Origin of the sequence: Streptomyces sp. NPDC058579 (genome assembly GCF_042718575.1) — a bacterium.
Lineage (GTDB): Bacteria > Actinomycetota > Actinomycetes > Streptomycetales > Streptomycetaceae > Streptomyces.
On sequence record NZ_JBHXPI010000076.1, the window covers coordinates 1 to 15,644 of the forward strand.

The window sequence follows — 15,644 nt, forward strand, 5'->3', positions numbered from 1 at the left end:
GGCCCCGGAAGGGAGCGGCGCGCCGGCCTCGGAAGGACCACGATCCGGCGTGCGAGATCAGGCGTTGACGCAGGTGTTGCCGAAGGCCGGGTTCAGGGCGCCGATGACGTTGACGGTGTTGCCGCAGAGGTTGATCGGCACGTGCACCGGGACCTGGACCAGGTTGCCGGACAGGACGCCCGGGGACTTCACGGCCGCGCCCTCGGCGCCGGCGTCGGCAGTGGCGACACCGGCGGCACCCGCGACGGACGCGGCGACACCCACGGACAGGACTACAGCCTTCGCGATACGGGACATGGAGAAGCGCTCCTCGATTGTTGACAGACCAGTGAGACGGCTCGGACGGTTTCGCCCGGCTCCTTCAACAACGCTCCGGCAATTCATCGGTTGCTCTCCCGAACGGGTGACGTTCAACCGATCTTTGGGCCATCGGAGGGTCATTCGAGCGTATGGCCGAGAAATGGCGCAACACGCTCAACGAGGAAACTGCCGAACAGATACGGGAGTTAGCGTTTGTGAGCATCTAATGCTTACTATCGCCCGGCGTCGGGGTTATAACGTTCCCGAACGTTGCTTCCGGTCCAGCCGCGCGGACACCCTTTTCGCGCGGTCTGCATCTCCCTCTCCCCCGGTCTTCACGGGTGTTCCCTTGCTTCTCTCATCTAAGCGGAGAACCTCTATGCGGAATTCAGCGGTTCATGCTGTGCGCCGCGGCCTGTTGTGTGCTCTGTCGTGTGCGGCCCTGTCCGCCGCGCTGCCGGCCGTCGCCGCGCCCCAGCCCAAGGAAGCCCCCCGCGTCCCCTTCGCCCAGCGCTACCAGGCGGTCCAGCACGGCGGGATCGTCCGTGCCGCCAACACCTCGGCCACGGGCGCGGCCACGCGCAACGACGGCTACGCCATCGGGTACGTCGACGTGGACAGCGACCCCAACACGTACAACTCAAGTCGCGCCGAACTCCGGGTCCCGGAGGGCTCGCGGGTCAGTTACGCCCGGCTCTACTGGGGCGGGAACCTGAAGGTCGGCGAGCAGAAGCCGCACAAGGACAACGGCCGGGTCCTGATCGCCGAGCCGGGGGGCCAGTACAAGGCGGTCCGCGCCGACTCCACGATCGGCCACCGCACGGCGGACGGCGCCGACGCCTTCCAGGCATCCGCCGACGTCACCGAACTCGTCCGCTCGGCCGAGGACGGGATGTGGACGGTGGCCCAGGTGAACGTGGCCATGGGCCGTTCGGCGGTCGGCGGGTGGGGCGGCTGGACGCTGGTCGTCGCGTACGAGAACGAGGCCGAACCGCTGCGCCGACTGGCCCTCTGGGACGGATTCGAAACCATCGGTCCGAAGACCGGCGCACTGCGCGTCGGACTTGCGGAAACGACTGTTCCGAAGGGTGCTTCGGGACAACTCGGGATGGTCGCCTATGACGGTGACAGGGGTACTTCCGGGGATTACCTCGCGGTGGAAACGAGCCGGTCGAAGAGTGTCCTGCTCGCGGATTCCGCCAATTCCGCCGACGACGTGATGAACTCCAGCATCACCGATTTCGGAACCGGTCGTATCGAACGACTTCCGGCTCATCAGAACACCCTGGGGTACGACTCCGACGTCTTCGATCTGGGGGGAGCGCTGCGCCATGGAGCCGACCGATTCCACGTCCGCTTCGGCGCCCGCAAGGACACCGTCTGGCTCGGCGCGCTCTTCCTCCAGGCGGACGTCCGGCGCTGACGTGCTGCCCTTCTCCGTTCTGCACGCGGTCCAGCCGGGTGACGGCGGGGTCGCGCGGGTCGTCGTCGACCTGGTCCGCGCCCAGCTCGGCGCGGGGCTGCGGGTCGCCGTCGCCTGCCCGCCGGGCACGGCGCTCGCCGAGGCCGTACGGGCCGAGGGCGCCGGGGTGTTCGACTGGCGGGCCGGGCGCGACCCGGGGCCCGGTCTGGTCCGGGAGACCCGCGACCTGGCCGCGGTGATCCGTACGGTCCGTCCCGCCCTGGTCCACGCGCACAGCGCCAAGGCCGGGCTCTGCACCCGACTCGCCCTGCGCGGGCGGGTCCCGACGGTGTATCAGCCGCACGCCTGGTCCTTCGAGGCGGTCGACGGCGCCGTCGGCGCGGTCGCCCGCCGCTGGGAGGTGTGGGCGGCGCGCTGGACGCACCGGATCGTCTGCGTCAGCGAGGCGGAGCGCCGTACCGGCGAGGCGGCCGGTGTCCGGGCTCAGTGGTCGGTCATCCACAACGGGGTCGACGTGGCGCGGTTCGCCCCGAACGGTCCCGCGGAGGCGGAGGAGGACGCCGGGCCCACCGTCGTCTGTGTGGGGCGGCTGTGCCGGCAGAAGGGGCAGGACGTCCTGCTCTCCGCCTGGCCCGCCGTCCTGGAACAGGTCCCGACCGCCCGGCTCGTGCTGGTCGGCGACGGGCCCGACGGGGAGCGGCTGCGGGCCGCCGCTCCGCCGTCCGTGCGTTTCATCGGCAACGTCGACGACACCGCGCCCTGGTACCGGGCTGCCGATCTCGTCGTGCTGCCGTCCCGTTGGGAGGGCATGGCGCTCGCGCCCCTCGAGGCGATGGCGAGCGGCCGGCCCGTCGTGGTCAGCGATGTCGACGGGGCCCGGGAGAGCCTTCCGCCCGGCCACGAACCCCTGTGCCTGGTCCCGCCCGAGGACCCGGCCGCCCTCGCCACTGCCGTCGGCCGCCTGCTCGGCCGGCCGGAGCAGCGGCGGACCCTGGGCCGCGAGGCCCACGAGCACGTACTCAGCAGATTCGATGTGCGGCGCACCGGCGCGGCCGTCGCGGACGTGTACCGCGAGCTGGCCGGAGTGCGGTGCACCGAGCACAGAGAGCCGATTTCGCCGTGACTACGGAAAGCACCAGCGTTCCTTCCGCACCGGGCCCCTGGCCCTCGGCGGGCCGGGGCAAGCTCCCCGGACTCGCCTCCCTCGCGCCGCAGCGCGCCGGTTCCGACCGGCTCGCCCTGCCGCCGCGCCGCCCCGCGCCGGCGCGGTTCGCCGCCGTACCGCTGATCGCGGCGGACGCCCTGGCCGTGCTGCTCGCCGTCGGGCTGCTGCCCGAACCGCAGCGCGGGCCCGGCCTGTTCCTGCTGGTCGCCCTGTGCGTCCTGGTCCTGGACGCGCAGGCGGGGCTGCACCGGCCGGGCGGTGCCCGGGCCGCCGTACTGGACGAACTGCCCGCGCTCGCCGCGCGGGCCGGGGTCGCCTGGTGCGTGACGGCGGCGGCGGTCGCCGCGGTCACCCCCGACCGTGCCATCGGCCCCGGCGCGCTCTGCACGGCGTACGCGACGCAACTGGTCGCCGTCTGCGTGGCGCGTGCCGCGGTGCACGCCCGCCGGCGGCGTACGGCCCGGGCGCATCCGCGCTCGGCGCTGGTCGTCGGCGCGCCGGCGGCCGCCCGCGGGTTCGCGGCGGCGCTCGCGCAGCACCCGGAGTACGGCATCCGGCCGGTCGGAATCGTCGGTGCCCGCGCCGACGGGGAGCCCGGGCTTCCGGTCCTCTCCTCGACCGAGGAGATCCACCGGGCGGTCATCCAGAACACGGTGCGCGACGCGGTCTTCCTGACCGACGACACGAGCCTGGTGCCGCTGTTCCAGCACTACGGCTGCGCCACCTGGCGGGTGGGCGGCGAGGGCCGCGACGCGGCGATGAGCGACCACCTGTGGGGGTACGCCTGCCGCCGCGTGGTGCCGCTGGGCGAGCGGCCGGGGCTGACCGCGAAGCGCGCGCTCGATGTGCTCCTGGCCGGTCCCGCGCTCGCCCTTGCCCTGCCGGTGCTGCTGCTGTGCGCGCTTGCGGTCCGGCTCTCCGACGGGCCGGGGGTGCTCTTCCGGCAGGAGCGGGTGGGGCAGAACGGGCGGCTGTTCACGCTGCTGAAGTTCCGTACGCTGCGCCCGGCCGACGAGACCGAGTCGGCGACCCGGTGGAGCGTCGCCAACGACGGGCGGATGGGCGCGGTCGGCGGCTTCCTGCGGAAGTCCTCGCTCGACGAGCTGCCGCAGCTGTGGAACGTGCTGCGCGGCGACATGAGCCTGGTCGGGCCGCGGCCCGAACGGCCGTACTTCGTGACCCAGTTCAGCCGGATCCACGCCGGTTACGCGGACCGGCACCGGATGCCCGTCGGGCTGACCGGTCTGGCGCAGGTGCACGGGCTGCGCGGCGACACGTCCATCGAGGACCGCTGCCGCTTCGACAACCACTACATCGACCACTGGTCGCTCTGGCAGGACGTCCGGATCCTGCTGCGTACCGCGGCGGGCCTGGTCCGGCCGACGGGGAGCTGATGATGACGACGGCTGCGGCCGCGACGGCCGGGGTTCTGCCGGGAGCGGCCGGGACCGACGTACGGGACTGGGCGCGCCGGGCCGGGGCGCTCTCCCCGGTCCTGGCGGTGATCGCGCTGCTGCTCGTCCCCGGTGGGGGCGGCGCGGAGGGCGGTACGGGCGGGACGGGAACGATCGCGGACGCGGCGTCCGGGCTGCTCGTGCTGATCTGCCTGGTGCGCGTGATGCGTTCCGGGGCGCGCCCGCTCAGCCGCGCGGCGGCGGTGGTGCTCGGGCTGCCGGTGCTCGGGATCTGCCTGGCGGCGATCACCTCGGGCGACCCGGCGGCGAGCCTGCCGGGCGTGGCGCGGTACGTGCAGATCTTCGTGCTCGTGCCGGCTGCCGTGCTGCTGATGATCCGCGACCGCAAGGACTTCGCGGTGGTCGCCTGGGCGCTGGTCGGTCTGGCGCTGCTGCAGGGCGCGGTCGGGGTCGTCCAGTACCTGACCGGGACGGGCGCTTCGTACCAGGGCGAGGACATCCGCGCGGTCGGGACGTTCGGTCCTACGGACGTGATGGGGATGGCGACCGTCGTCTCGTACGGGCTTGTCATCGTCACCGGGATCGCGCTGGGGAGCGGGCGGGGGCGGGCGCGGACCGCCGCCCTGGTCTGCGCCGGGCTGCTCTTCCTGCCCCTGGTCCTCTCCTTCAGCCGGGGCGCGTGGATCGCGACGGTCCTCGCGATCGCGATCCAGCTGGTGCTCTCGGGCCTTCGGCGGGCCGGGCGGGTGGCGCTCGTCGTGGGCGCGCTCGCGGTGGTCCTGGTGGGCGGGCTCGGGGTGGGTTCGGCGATGGTGAAGGAGCGGGTCACCAGCATCACGCAGGTGGCGGGCGCGCCGGACCAGTCGGTGACGGACCGGTACACGATGTGGGCGGCGGCCGGGCGGATGTGGGAGTCGGATCCGCTGACGGGGGTGGGCCTGAAGGGCTTCCCCGCGTACCGCGACTCGCACGCCTCGCTCGCGCTGTCCTCGGGCAGCGACACGGCGGGGGCGGGCGCGGCGTTCCGCAAGCAGCCGCTGCTCTCCCCGCACAACATGTACCTCCTCGTGCTGAGCGAGCAGGGCCTCCTCGGCCTTCTCACGCTCGCGGGGAGCTGGCTGGCGCTGCTCGTGGGCGCGGTGCGGCGGATGGGCCTGGTCGCGATCGGGCTGCTGTCGTGGCAGCTCATCGACTTCTTCTACGCGGACATCGGCGGGCCCTCGACGGTCCTGATGTCGGTCGTGCTCGGCCTGGCGGCGTGGTGGTCGCTGGCGGAGGTGAAACGTGCGTGACCCGTGGGGCGGTGAGCCCGAGTCCACGGACCGGTTGCCGCCTCCGCAGCCCCCCGGGGAGCCCGGGACGCCCGTGTGGGCGGACCCGTGGGCCCCGGGCGTCCGGCGCTGGGCGGGCACGACGGCCCACGTCCCGCCCGTCCCGTACGGCGCTCCGGCCCAGGCCGCCGGGGCGGGCGCCCGCACCGAGGGTGGCCTGCCGCCCGCCGTGACGTACCCCGACGACTGGCGGCCGCGCGGCCGGCGGGGCGACGGCCCGGGGCGGGGCGGCCCGGGGCAGGGCGGTCCGGGGCGCGGCGCTCCCGCCCCCACCCCCGCGCCGAAGGACGCACCCGCCCGAGGCCGGCACGGAGCGCCGAAGGCCGCCGGGGGCGGCGGGTTCCTCCGGCGGGCCGCCGCCGTGACCGCGGGGCTCACGGCCGCCGGGGCCCTCCTGGGGCTCGTACGGGACCAGAGCCTCGCGCACTACTTCGGCGCCGGGGCCGAGACCGACGCGTTCCTGGTCGCCTGGACCGTGCCCGAGTTCGCGTCGACGCTGCTCATCGAGGACGCGATGGCGCTCATCCTCGTGCCCGCGTTCAGCCGCGCCCTGACCCGCAGGGGCAGTGCCGTCCGCGCCCTCGTACGCTCCACGCTGCCGCGGCTCGTGCTCGCGATGTCCGCGCTCGCCGGGGTCCTGATCCTCGCCGCGCCCGCGCTCGTCTCCGCGCTCGCGCCGGGCCTGCCCGACCCGAGCCTCGCCGTCGACTGCACGCGGCTGACCGCGACCTGCGTGCTGACGTTCGCGCTCGCCGGGTACTGCTCCGCCGCGCTGCGCGCCCACGGCTCGTTCCTGCCCCCGGCCGCCATCTACGTCGCGTACAACATCGGCATCATCGGCACGATCGTGGTGCTCCGCGAACCCTTCGGCGTACGGGCGGCGGCGGCCGGGGTCGCCGTCGGCGGCGCGCTGATGGTGGCGGTCCAGGCTCCGTACCTGATCCGGGAGTTGCGCGGCCGGCCGGGCGTTCCGCAGGGCGAGCGCGGCGGCGGCGACGGCCGTCTCCTGGTCCTCGGTCTGATCGCCCCCGTCATCGCCTTCACGGTCTGCCGCCAGTCGCAGATCCTCATCGAGCGCTTCCTCGCCTCGCCGCTCCCCTCGGGCTCCATCTCGCATCTGAACTACGCGCAGAAGGTCGCGCAGATGCCGATGATCCTGTCGCTGATGCTGTGCACGGTCAGCTTCCCCGTCGTCGCCCGTGCCATGGCGGCGGGCGACGCGGACGGCGCGAGGCGCCGCGTCGAGCGCGACCTGCTGCTCGCGGCCGTCGTCGTCCTGATCGGCACCTCGATCGTCATCGCGGCCGCCCCCCAGATCGTCGAAGTCCTCTTCCAGCGCGGCGCGTTCGACCGCGGCGACACCGACGCGACCGCCGCCGTGATGCGCGTCTACGCCCTCGGGTTGCTCGGCCAGACCACGGTCGGCACCCTGGTCCGCTGCTACTTCTCCGCCGCCCGCCCCCTCTGGTACCCGGCAGCCGCGATGGCCGCAGGTCTCGCCCTGACCGCCGTCGCCGGGGTGGTCGGCGCCGGGTGGTGGGGGGCCGTCGGCATCGCCGCCGCCAACGCCCTCGGGATCACCCTGACCGCCGTCCTCATGCTGGGCGGCGCGCACCGCCAGGCCATCCCGGTCCGGGTCCGCTACCTCGGCGAGGGGCTGCTGCGGCTCGCGACCGCGGCCGCCTGGGCGACCGGCGCGGGCTGGCTCTGCTCGGTCCTGATCGCCCCCGCGCTGCTCTCCCTCACCGTCGCGAGCGTGGTCTGCGTCGGCGTCTTCCTGCTCTTCATCGCCTGCGCCGCCCGTGCGCCGGACATCCCACCCCTCACCCGCACCGCATCCCGAAGGCTCGCCCATGCCCGCTGCCACGGCGCCCCCCACCGCCGCGATCCGTCGACTGCTGCCGAAGCCGCCCCCGTGGGTGGTGATGTACCACTCGATCGCCGACACCACGGATGACCCGTACCGGGTGACGGTCTCTCCCGTACGGTTCGCCCGGCAGCTGCACTGGCTGCGCGACCGGGGGCTGCGCGGGGTCTCCGTCCGCGAACTGCTCGCCGCGCGCGCGGCCGGCCGCGCGAAGGGGCTCGTGGGCCTCACCTTCGACGACGGGTACGCCGACTTCGTCGAATCGGCGCTGCCGCTGCTGCGCCGCCACGGCTTCACCGCCACCGTGTACGTCCTGCCCGGCCGGATCGGCGGCGAGAACGCCTGGGACGGCGAAGGACCGCGCAAGCCGCTGCTCTCGGAGGACGGCATCCTGCGGGTCGCCGAGGCCGGCATGGAGATCGGCTCGCACGGCCTGCGGCACGTCTCGCTGCCCACCCTGGACGCGACGGCCCTCACCCGGGAGACCGCGCGCAGCCGGGAGCTCCTGGAGGAGATCACGGGCGCGCCGGTGGACGGCTTCTGCTACCCGTACGGAGACGTCGACGACCGCGCGGTCCTGGCCGTACGCAAGGCCGGGTACCGCTACGGCTGCGCCATCGACCCCGGCCCGCTGACCTGCGCGCACGCGCTGCCCCGTGTCCACATCGGCGAGGAGGACACCTCCTGGCGGCTGACCGTCAAGCGGCTGCTGCACCCGCTGCGCCGCCGCCACCCGGACGACCTCGGACGCGTCGTCCTCCAGGAGACGTCATGAAGCCTCCAGGAGACGCCATGAAGGTCCTGCACATCATCACCGGCCTCGGGATCGGCGGCGCCGAGCAGCAGCTGCGGCTGATGCTGCGTCACCTGCCGGTGCGCAGCGAGGTCGTCACGCTCACCAACCCGGGACCGGTCGCCCGCGGCCTGGAGTCCGACGGGGTCCCGGTCACGCACCTCGGCATGGCAGGCAACCGGGACCTGGGGGCGCTGCCCCGGCTCGCGGGGATCGTCCGCCGGGGCGGGTACGACCTCGTCCACACGCACCTGTACCGGGCGTGCGTGTACGGCAGGCTCGCGGCCCGCCTCGGCGGGGTGCGTACGGTCCTCGCGACCGAACACTCCCTCGGCGAGACGCAGATCGAGGGCCGCCCGCTCTCCGCGGGTACCCGCGCGCTGTACCTGGCGACCGAGCGGCTCGGCACGACGACGGTCGCCGTCTCCCCGAGCGTCGCCCGCCGGCTGGCCGACTGGGGCGTGCCGAGCCCCCGGATCGAGGTCGTGCCCAACGGCATCGACCGGGCGCGCTTCCGCTTCGACGAGACCGCGCGCCGCCTGACACGCAAGCTGCTCGACCTGCCGGAGGACGCGTTCGTCGTCGGCGGGGTCGGCCGCCTCGCGCCCGGCAAGCGCTTCGACCGTCTCGTGGAGGCGGTGGCAGCGGTGCCTCAGGCGCGGCTGGTGCTCGTCGGGGAGGGCCCCGAGCGCGAGCGGCTGCTCGCCGCGGCCCGTGAGTCCGGGGCCGCCGACCGGGTGCTGCTCACGGGCGCCTGCGAGGACCCGCCGCCGGCCGACTCCACGGAGCCCGACCTGCCGTCGCTGCTCGCGGCGATGGACGTCTTCGTCTCCACCTCCCCCGACGAGACCTTCGGGCTCGCGGTCGTCGAAGCCCTCGCCGCCGGACTTCCGGCGCTGTACGTGGCCTGCCCGGCCGTCGACGACCTGGCGCCCGACGAGGCCCCGGGGGCCCGGCGCGTCGGCCGGTCCGTACCCGAACTCGTCTCCGCGCTGCGCGGCATCCGCGACGCCCGGCTCGCCCGGCTCCCGCAGCCCGCCGCCGCGCGCCGCTACGACATCGCGCACAGCGCCCGGCAGTTGCTGTCCCTCTACGAACAGGCCGTCCACGGCACCCCTCCCCTCTCGAAGTGAGTCCACCGATGTCTCCCAAGTCCCCGATGAGCCCCCCGAGTCCCCGCCGCGCCCGGCTCACCGCCGCCGCCCGGCGCACCCCCCGCCGCTTCCTCGTGCTGCCCGCGTCCGTCCTGATCGGCGCGGCCCTCGGCGCGGGCTACGGGGTCGTGAAGACCCCGCAGTACGCGGCCACGAGTTACGTGATCGTGGTCCCCGGCGAGAAGTCCGACCCGGCCGCCGCGCTCGGCTTCGCCCAGGCGTACGGGCGGGTCGCCACCGACATCGCGGTGACCGGCGACGCGCAGGTGTGGGCGGGCGTCCCGGCCGCGACCCTGCGCGAGAACGTGCAGGCGGCGACCTCCCCCGACGCGCCGATGATCTCGATCACCGCGCGGTCCACCACCCCCGGCAAGGCCGTCTCGATGGCGGACGGCGTGGCCCGCGCCCTGGTCCTCAACAGCACGCACGTCTCGGGGAGCACGGGCGTGAAGGTGGTGCAGTTCTCCCGCGCCACCAAGCCGGTTGCGCCCGTCTCGCCCTCCGCCTCGCTCTCCGCGCTCGTCGGCGGCTGCGCGGGCGGTCTGCTGGGCGGCCTGGCGCTGCTCGTGCGGCCGCAGCGCGCGGCGCGCGCGGAGGCCCGGCACTCCCGGCAGGCCACGGCCGCCGCCGTGCCAGGACCGGCGGTCGGCCAGGAGCAGCCGGAACCGGAGACGGTGTGAGAGCCGAGGTCTGCTCGGACGGCGCGGAGTTCGGCCGGCTCGCCGAGCGGTGGGCGTCGCTGTACGCCCGCTGTTCGACGGCCACCCCGTTCCAGTCGCACTCCTGGCTGCACTCCTGGTGGGTGTCGTACGGCACCCCGGGCGCGCTGCGCGTGGTGCTGGTACGGCGGGAGGACGGCGAACTGGTCGCGGCGGCGCCCCTGATGCGCGCCCGTGGCCCGCTCCCGGTCCTCACCCAGCTCGGCGGCGCGATCACCGACTTCACGGACGTCCTGCTCGACGACGCGTGCCCGGAGGCGGCACCCGCCCTTGCGCGGGCGCTGGCCCGGGCGGCGCGCGGAGCGGTGATCGATCTGCGCGAGGTCCGGCCGGGCGCGGCGGCGGAACAGGTCTTCGCCCGCTGGCGGGGGCCGCGCAGGCGGCTGCCCGACTCGCTCTGTCTGGAGCTGCCCGCCGTGCCGATGGACGCCCTGCTCGAGCGGATTCCGTCGAGCAAGGCCCAGCGGGTGCGGGCGAAGCTGCGGAAGCTGGACGCGCTCGGGATCGACGAGCGGATCGTGCCGGGGGACGAGGTGCCGGACGCCCTCGACCGGCTCCTGAAGCTGCATCAGCTGCAGTGGCAGGGCCGGGGCGTGACCGTCGAGCACACCAGCGAACGGTTCGCCCAGCATCTCGCCCGGGCCGTGCGGCCCATGGTCGAGCGCGGGGACGCGCGGGTGACGGAGTTCCGGCTCGGCGGGAACCTCGTCGCGACGGACCTGACCCTGATGTCGCCGCGGCTCGCGGGCGGCTATCTGTACGGCGCGGATCCCGTACTGCGCGAGCGGAAGGTCGACGTGGCCACGATGCTGCTGCGGCACGGGGCGCGGGAGACCAGCGCGAGCGGGCGGGCGACCCTGAGCATGCTGCGGGGCACCGAACCGTACAAGCAGCACTGGCGGCCGGAGACCGTCCCCAACCAGCGGCTGATGCTGGCGGGGAACGGTACGGCTCCGCTGCTGTGGCTGCGCGCGGGCGCGGCGGACGGCAGGCGCTGGGCGGCCCGGCAGGCGCGGGAACGGGCCTGGGTCGGGCGGGCGCTCGGGCGGCTGCCGGGACGGCTCAAGGGACGGACCGACGGCGGCGGGGGATGATCTCCTCCGCCGCCGTCGGGGGTGGGCGTCAGAAGGGCCAGGTGTCGCTGTCCAGGACGTCCTCCCAGGCGTCGTTGACCTCGGCCTCGACCTCGTCCTTCCAGTTCATGTCGACCTTGGGGACGCAGACCTTGCCACCGGTCCAGCTCTCGACCCACGAACCGAGGTCCAGGGTCCAGCAGGTCTCCTCGGGCACGGGCACGGGCTGGGGCAGGGGCTCCGGCTTGGGCTCGGGCTTGGGTTCCGGCTTGGGCTCGGGCTTGGGCTCGGGCTTCGGTTCCGGCTTCGGTTCCGGCTTCGGCTCGGGCTTGGGCTCGGGCTTCGGTTCCGGCTTCGGTACGGGGTTCGTCGGGACCTCGGGCTGCGTCGGCACCTCGGGGACCTCAGGCACCTCCGGCACCTCCGGCACCTCGGGCTCCGTCGGGACCCCCGGCAGCCCGGGCTCCGTCGGGACCTCAGGTACTTCGGGTACCTCCGGCACCTCAGGTACCTCGGGAAGCTCCGGCTCCTCCGGGACCTCGGGTACCTCCGGCTCCTCCGGAATCTCCGGGATCTCCGGCTCCACGCCCGACAGCATGTCGCGGAAGACCTGCGAGGAGCGCGGGTTGTTGTCGCACTGCCAGACGCCGTGCGGGCAGTAGTCCGTGATCGTGTGGTAGAGCGGCTGGTTCTCGTCCATCCATTCGAGCATCCGCCGCATGTACTCGGGATTGTCCCCGTTCCGGAAAAGACCCCATTCCGGGTACGAGATCTCCTTGCCGTGCTCGGCCGCGAAATCCACCTGCTTCTGCAGCCCGTACGGCTCGCTCACGTGCTGGTCGAAACTCGACCCCGACGGCTGGTCGTACGAGTCCATCCCGATGATGTCGACCACGTCGTCACCGGGATAGCACTGCGTCCACGGAATGGCGTCCGTGCCCCGGCTCGGATTGAAGTCGAAGCGGAACTCCTGGCCCGGAACGGACCGCATCGCCGTGACGATCCGCGTCCAGTACTTCTTCCACGCCGTGGGATCCGGCGCGCACCGGTGGGTGTACGTCGTCCCGTTCATCTCCCAGCCGAGGACGATGACGGTGTCGGTGGCCTTCAGTGCGACGAGCCGCTCGGCCAGCGTCTTGAAGTGGTGGTCGTAGTACCCCGCCGCGCCGAGCTGGAGCTGCCGGCGGACCTCGTAGTCGGAGACCCCGGCCTCGTTCCGCTCCAACATCGGTACGTTCAGCACGAACAGCCGGTCGGCCTGCTGGTTCCGCCACTTCGCCCAGGCGTCCAGGAAGCCCGGCGGGCTCTCGATGTTCGACCAGAGGTCGCCGGGGAGGTAGGTGTGACCGACCCGGAGCTCCCGGCCACCGAGCCAGCGCTCCAGCTGGCCGATCCGGTTGACGCCGAACGGTCCGGATTCGAGGAACGCGCCCAGGGCGGTGGAGAGAGTCGGTTGGGGGTCCCGTGTCGTTACGGATTCGGCGGCGTGGGCCGGAGACGACAGCACGACCGAACCTGACGCGAGGAGACCTGCGGTGAACACCCCCAGCCACACACTCGATGACTTCCGCTTCCTGTTTGCCATGGCCGCTCCTTCGCGCACTACGCCATTTGATGATCCGTCAGTCAGATCCTCAGAAAGTATTCCTAATAAGCCGACCGTGAACTCCACTCCGATCTGATCAGTAGTCCATTGGTGTATTTCATCGCCCAGTTGGGGCACCCGAGACGAAGGAAAGCCGTGCCGGTTTTTGACACCCGCGTCCCCGCAGTCCTCGTGCGACTCGACCGGAACCCCTTTCATCACGGCACGCTCGGCGCGGCACGCTCCCTCGGCAGAGCCGGAGTCCCGGTCCACGCGGTCCTGGAATCGCTCACCACCCCCGCCGCCCGCTCCCGCTACGTCCGGACCGTCCACACCCGCCCCGCGCCGCTCTCCCCCTCCGCCCTCCCCGCCGCCCTGGCCGACCTCCTGCTCCGGCTCTCCACCGACCTGGCGACCCCCGCGCTCCTCGTCCCCCTGGACGACCTCGGCGCCCTCGCCCTGGCCGAGCACCGCGCGGAGTTGACGGACCGCTACCTCCTGCCCGACCAGTCGGCGGACCGGCTCGCCCGGGTGGCCGACAAGGCCGAGCTCGCCGAGACCTGCCGCGCCCTGTCGCTGCCGCACCCGCCGACCGAACTCCCGGAGAGCGCCGACGAGGCGGCCGCCATGGCCTGGGCGCTCGGACTGCCCGTGGTCGCCAAGTGGAGCCGCCCCTGGCTGCTCCCGCCCGGCAGCGGGCTGCGCTCCACCTCGATCGCGCGGTCGCTCCCCGAGGTCCGCGCGCTGTACGCCCGTACGCCCGAGGCCGGCAGCCGGCTGCTGCTCCAAGGCCTGCTGCCGCCGGGCCGCGACCTGGACTGGTTCTTCCACGGGTACGCCGACTCCGCCGGGCGCGTCGCCGCCGGGGCCGCCGGGCGCAAGGAGCGGTCGTGGCCGGAGGGAGCGGGGCTCACGGCGGTGGGTCGCTGGACGGCGAACCCGGTGGTCGAGCGGATGGCCGGCGAGCTGCTCGCCGCGCTCGGCTACCGGGGCGTATTCGACCTGGACTTCCGGCTCGACCGGGCGACCGGCGCGTACCACCTGCTCGACTTCAACCCCAGGCCCGGCGCGCAGTTCCGGCTCTTCGCCGACCCGGACGGGCTCGACGTGGTCCGCGCGATGCACCTGGACCTGACCGGCCGTACGGTCCCGGCGCACTCCCCTTCGTACGGACGCGGGTTCGTGGTCGAGAACTACGCGGCGCTGTCCGTGCTCACCTCGCCGGGCCGGCGGCGCGCGGACGGCCCGCGCGGGCGGACGGAGACGGCCTGGTTCGCCGCCGACGACCTCGCGCCCGCACTCGCGATGGCCGGGACCTGGCTCCTCCACGTCCTGCGCAAGGGCCTGGTGACGCTCCGTCGACGGCTCTCCCCGAGCCACCGACGGAGGGTGGCGGCCGTACCGTCGCCGCCGGCGGCCCGTACCGCCTCCGACCGCATGACCCGACGATGACAACGGAAGGCACCATGTACGACCTGGTGATTGTGGGAGCCGGACCCTACGGGCTCTCCGTGGCCGCCCACGCGGCGGCCCACGGCCTGAACCTGCGGACCTTCGGCCGCCCGATGGAGTCCTGGCACGCCATGCCCTCGGGCATGTTCCTGAAGTCCGAGCCCTGGGCCTCGCATCTCTCCGACCCGCGCGGCGCGTACGGGCTCGACGCGTTCGCGGCGTTCCGAGGGGTCCGCGCCGAGCACGGCGTCCCGCTGCCGGTGGGCTTCTTCGCCGACTACGGCGACTGGTTCGCCCGCCAGACGGTCCCGGCGCTCGACGAGCGGCTGATCGCCTCGGTCGCCCCGCACGCCGACGGCTTCGAGGTGGTCACGGAGGACGGCGAGTCGCTCCGTACGCGGACGGTGGCGCTGGCCGTCGGCGTCCTGCCGTTCATGGAGATCCCCGGCCCCCTGCGCGGGCTGCCGCGCGCGTACGTCACCCACAGCAGCCACCACGGCGACCTCGACGGCTTCGCCGGGCGGGACGTCACCGTCGTCGGCGCCGGTCAGGCGGCCCTGGAGACGGCGGCGATCCTCGCCGAACAGGGCGCCCACACCCGGATCCTGGCCCGCTCGGACCGGCTGAACTGGAACACCCTCCCGCCGGCCCTCGACCGCGGCCTCTGGCAGTCGCTGCGCGCCCCGCACACGGGCCTCGGCTGCGGCTGGCACAACCGGCTGTACGCGGACACCCCCGGGCTCTTCCGGCGGCTGCCCGCGCCCACCCGTGAGCGGATCTTCGACTCGGCGCTCGGCCCGGCGGGCGCGTGGTGGCTGCGCGAACGGTTCGCGGCCGTCGGCGACGTACGCCTCGGCACGCACATCGTCGCGGCGGAGCCGACCGCCGACGAGCGGCTGCGTCTTGAGGTGTCCGGGCCCGAGGGGCCTGCCGTCCTGACCACCGACCACGTCATCGCGGCGACCGGGTTCACCCCGAGTCTGGACCGGGCCGGGGTGCTCTCCCCCGCGCTCCGGAGCTCGCTGCGCACGGTGGGCGCGGGCGGGGCGCCGGAGGTGGGCGCGCTCTTCGAGTCGTCCCGGCCGGGCCTGTTCCTGGCGGGGCTGCTGACGGCTCCTTCGTACGGGCCGTCGATGCGGTTCGTCTTCGGTGCGGGCTACACGGCCGGGCGGCTTGTGCGCGGGGTACGGCAGCGGCTGCGGGCCACGGCCCGTGGCGCGGTGGGCCGTCCTCGTACGGGCGAGGAGCGGACGCCGGCCGCGCGGGCATGACGAAGGGCCGGCCCCCGGAACGTCGTAGGACGTTCCGGGGGGGGGGCCGGAGCGGCCGGGAGAAAAGGTCGAAGCAGGTCCCGGCTAAGCGGGGGA

Annotated in this window: 13 protein-coding genes; 11 read left to right on the forward strand and 2 right to left on the reverse strand. The window is 73.9% G+C overall.

Annotated features, from left to right (window positions below; genetic code table 11):
- Positions 1-57 precede the first annotated feature (57 nt).
- Positions 58-297, reverse strand: a complete 240-nt coding sequence (locus ACFWRO_RS36510; protein ID WP_384518837.1) for a chaplin — start codon at positions 295-297, stop codon at positions 58-60.
- Between the two features lie 382 nt (positions 298-679).
- On the opposite strand from ACFWRO_RS36510, the gene ACFWRO_RS36515 reads away from it, so the two are divergent.
- Genes ACFWRO_RS36515 through ACFWRO_RS36555 form a run of 9 tightly spaced genes read left to right on the forward strand, consistent with a single transcriptional unit; the run spans position 680 to position 11,261 of the window.
- Positions 680-1,723 (forward strand): DUF3344 domain-containing protein, encoded by a 1,044-nt coding sequence (locus tag ACFWRO_RS36515; protein WP_384518840.1) that lies wholly within the window; start codon positions 680-682, stop codon positions 1,721-1,723.
- Entirely contained in the window at positions 1,632-2,846 is a 1,215-nt protein-coding gene (locus tag ACFWRO_RS36520; protein WP_384518843.1) for a glycosyltransferase, read from the forward strand. The genes ACFWRO_RS36515 and ACFWRO_RS36520 overlap by 92 nt, the downstream gene beginning before the upstream one ends.
- Positions 2,843-4,282: a sugar transferase gene (locus ACFWRO_RS36525; RefSeq protein ID WP_384518846.1), complete on the forward strand. Its 1,440-nt coding sequence runs from the start codon at positions 2,843-2,845 to the stop codon at positions 4,280-4,282. Before ACFWRO_RS36520 ends, ACFWRO_RS36525 begins: the two co-directional genes overlap by 4 nt.
- Positions 4,282-5,595 carry an O-antigen ligase family protein gene (locus ACFWRO_RS36530; protein WP_384518849.1) on the forward strand — a complete coding sequence of 438 codons (1,314 nt, stop codon included), beginning with the start codon at positions 4,282-4,284 and terminating at the stop codon, positions 5,593-5,595. Before ACFWRO_RS36525 ends, ACFWRO_RS36530 begins: the two co-directional genes overlap by 1 nt.
- Entirely contained in the window at positions 5,588-7,591 is a 2,004-nt protein-coding gene (murJ, locus tag ACFWRO_RS36535; RefSeq protein WP_384518851.1) for a murein biosynthesis integral membrane protein MurJ, read from the forward strand. The genes ACFWRO_RS36530 and murJ overlap by 8 nt, the downstream gene beginning before the upstream one ends.
- Entirely contained in the window at positions 7,488-8,276 is a 789-nt protein-coding gene (locus ACFWRO_RS36540; protein WP_384518854.1) for a polysaccharide deacetylase family protein, read from the forward strand. The genes murJ and ACFWRO_RS36540 overlap by 104 nt, the downstream gene beginning before the upstream one ends.
- A 17-nt stretch (positions 8,277-8,293) precedes the next feature.
- A complete protein-coding gene (locus tag ACFWRO_RS36545; RefSeq protein WP_384518868.1) occupies positions 8,294-9,427 on the forward strand; it encodes a glycosyltransferase in 1,134 nt (377 codons plus the stop codon).
- A 26-nt stretch (positions 9,428-9,453) separates the two neighbouring features.
- On the forward strand, positions 9,454-10,128 hold the full coding sequence (locus ACFWRO_RS36550; RefSeq protein WP_384518857.1) for a lipopolysaccharide biosynthesis protein: 675 nt from the start codon (positions 9,454-9,456) through the stop codon (positions 10,126-10,128).
- A complete protein-coding gene (locus ACFWRO_RS36555; RefSeq protein ID WP_384518859.1) occupies positions 10,125-11,261 on the forward strand; it encodes a GNAT family N-acetyltransferase in 1,137 nt (378 codons plus the stop codon). The genes ACFWRO_RS36550 and ACFWRO_RS36555 overlap by 4 nt, the downstream gene beginning before the upstream one ends.
- A gap of 28 nt (positions 11,262-11,289) precedes the next feature.
- On the opposite strand, the gene ACFWRO_RS36560 is transcribed toward ACFWRO_RS36555, so the two are convergent.
- Complete coding sequence (locus ACFWRO_RS36560; RefSeq protein ID WP_384518862.1) at positions 11,290-12,825, reverse strand: glycoside hydrolase family 26 protein; 1,536 nt, start codon at positions 12,823-12,825, stop codon at positions 11,290-11,292.
- A gap of 156 nt (positions 12,826-12,981) precedes the next feature.
- Here ACFWRO_RS36560 and ACFWRO_RS36565 point away from each other — a divergent pair, with 156 nt between their 5' ends.
- Complete coding sequence (locus ACFWRO_RS36565) at positions 12,982-14,277, forward strand: ATP-grasp domain-containing protein (protein ID WP_384518865.1); 1,296 nt, start codon at positions 12,982-12,984, stop codon at positions 14,275-14,277.
- Between the two features lie 14 nt (positions 14,278-14,291).
- A complete protein-coding gene (locus tag ACFWRO_RS36570) occupies positions 14,292-15,548 on the forward strand; it encodes an FAD-dependent oxidoreductase (RefSeq protein ID WP_384518871.1) in 1,257 nt (418 codons plus the stop codon).
- The last annotated feature ends 96 nt before the right edge of the window (positions 15,549-15,644 follow it).

Bases quoted from the DNA above. Each gene is read 5' to 3' on its own strand.
- ACFWRO_RS36510 (WP_384518837.1), bottom strand. From the start codon at position 297: ATGTCCCGTATCGCGAAGGCTGTAGTCCTGTCCGTGGGTGTCGCCGCG.
- ACFWRO_RS36515 (WP_384518840.1), top strand. From the start codon at position 680: ATGCGGAATTCAGCGGTTCATGCTGTGCGCCGCGGCCTGTTGTGTGCT.
- ACFWRO_RS36520 (WP_384518843.1), top strand. From the start codon at position 1,632: ATGGAGCCGACCGATTCCACGTCCGCTTCGGCGCCCGCAAGGACACCG.
- ACFWRO_RS36530 (WP_384518849.1), top strand. From the start codon at position 4,282: ATGATGACGACGGCTGCGGCCGCGACGGCCGGGGTTCTGCCGGGAGCG.
- ACFWRO_RS36540 (WP_384518854.1), top strand. From the start codon at position 7,488: ATGCCCGCTGCCACGGCGCCCCCCACCGCCGCGATCCGTCGACTGCTG.
- ACFWRO_RS36545 (WP_384518868.1), top strand. From the start codon at position 8,294: ATGAAGGTCCTGCACATCATCACCGGCCTCGGGATCGGCGGCGCCGAG.
- ACFWRO_RS36550 (WP_384518857.1), top strand. From the start codon at position 9,454: ATGAGCCCCCCGAGTCCCCGCCGCGCCCGGCTCACCGCCGCCGCCCGG.
- ACFWRO_RS36560 (WP_384518862.1), bottom strand. From the start codon at position 12,825: ATGGCAAACAGGAAGCGGAAGTCATCGAGTGTGTGGCTGGGGGTGTTC.
- ACFWRO_RS36570 (WP_384518871.1), top strand. From the start codon at position 14,292: ATGTACGACCTGGTGATTGTGGGAGCCGGACCCTACGGGCTCTCCGTG.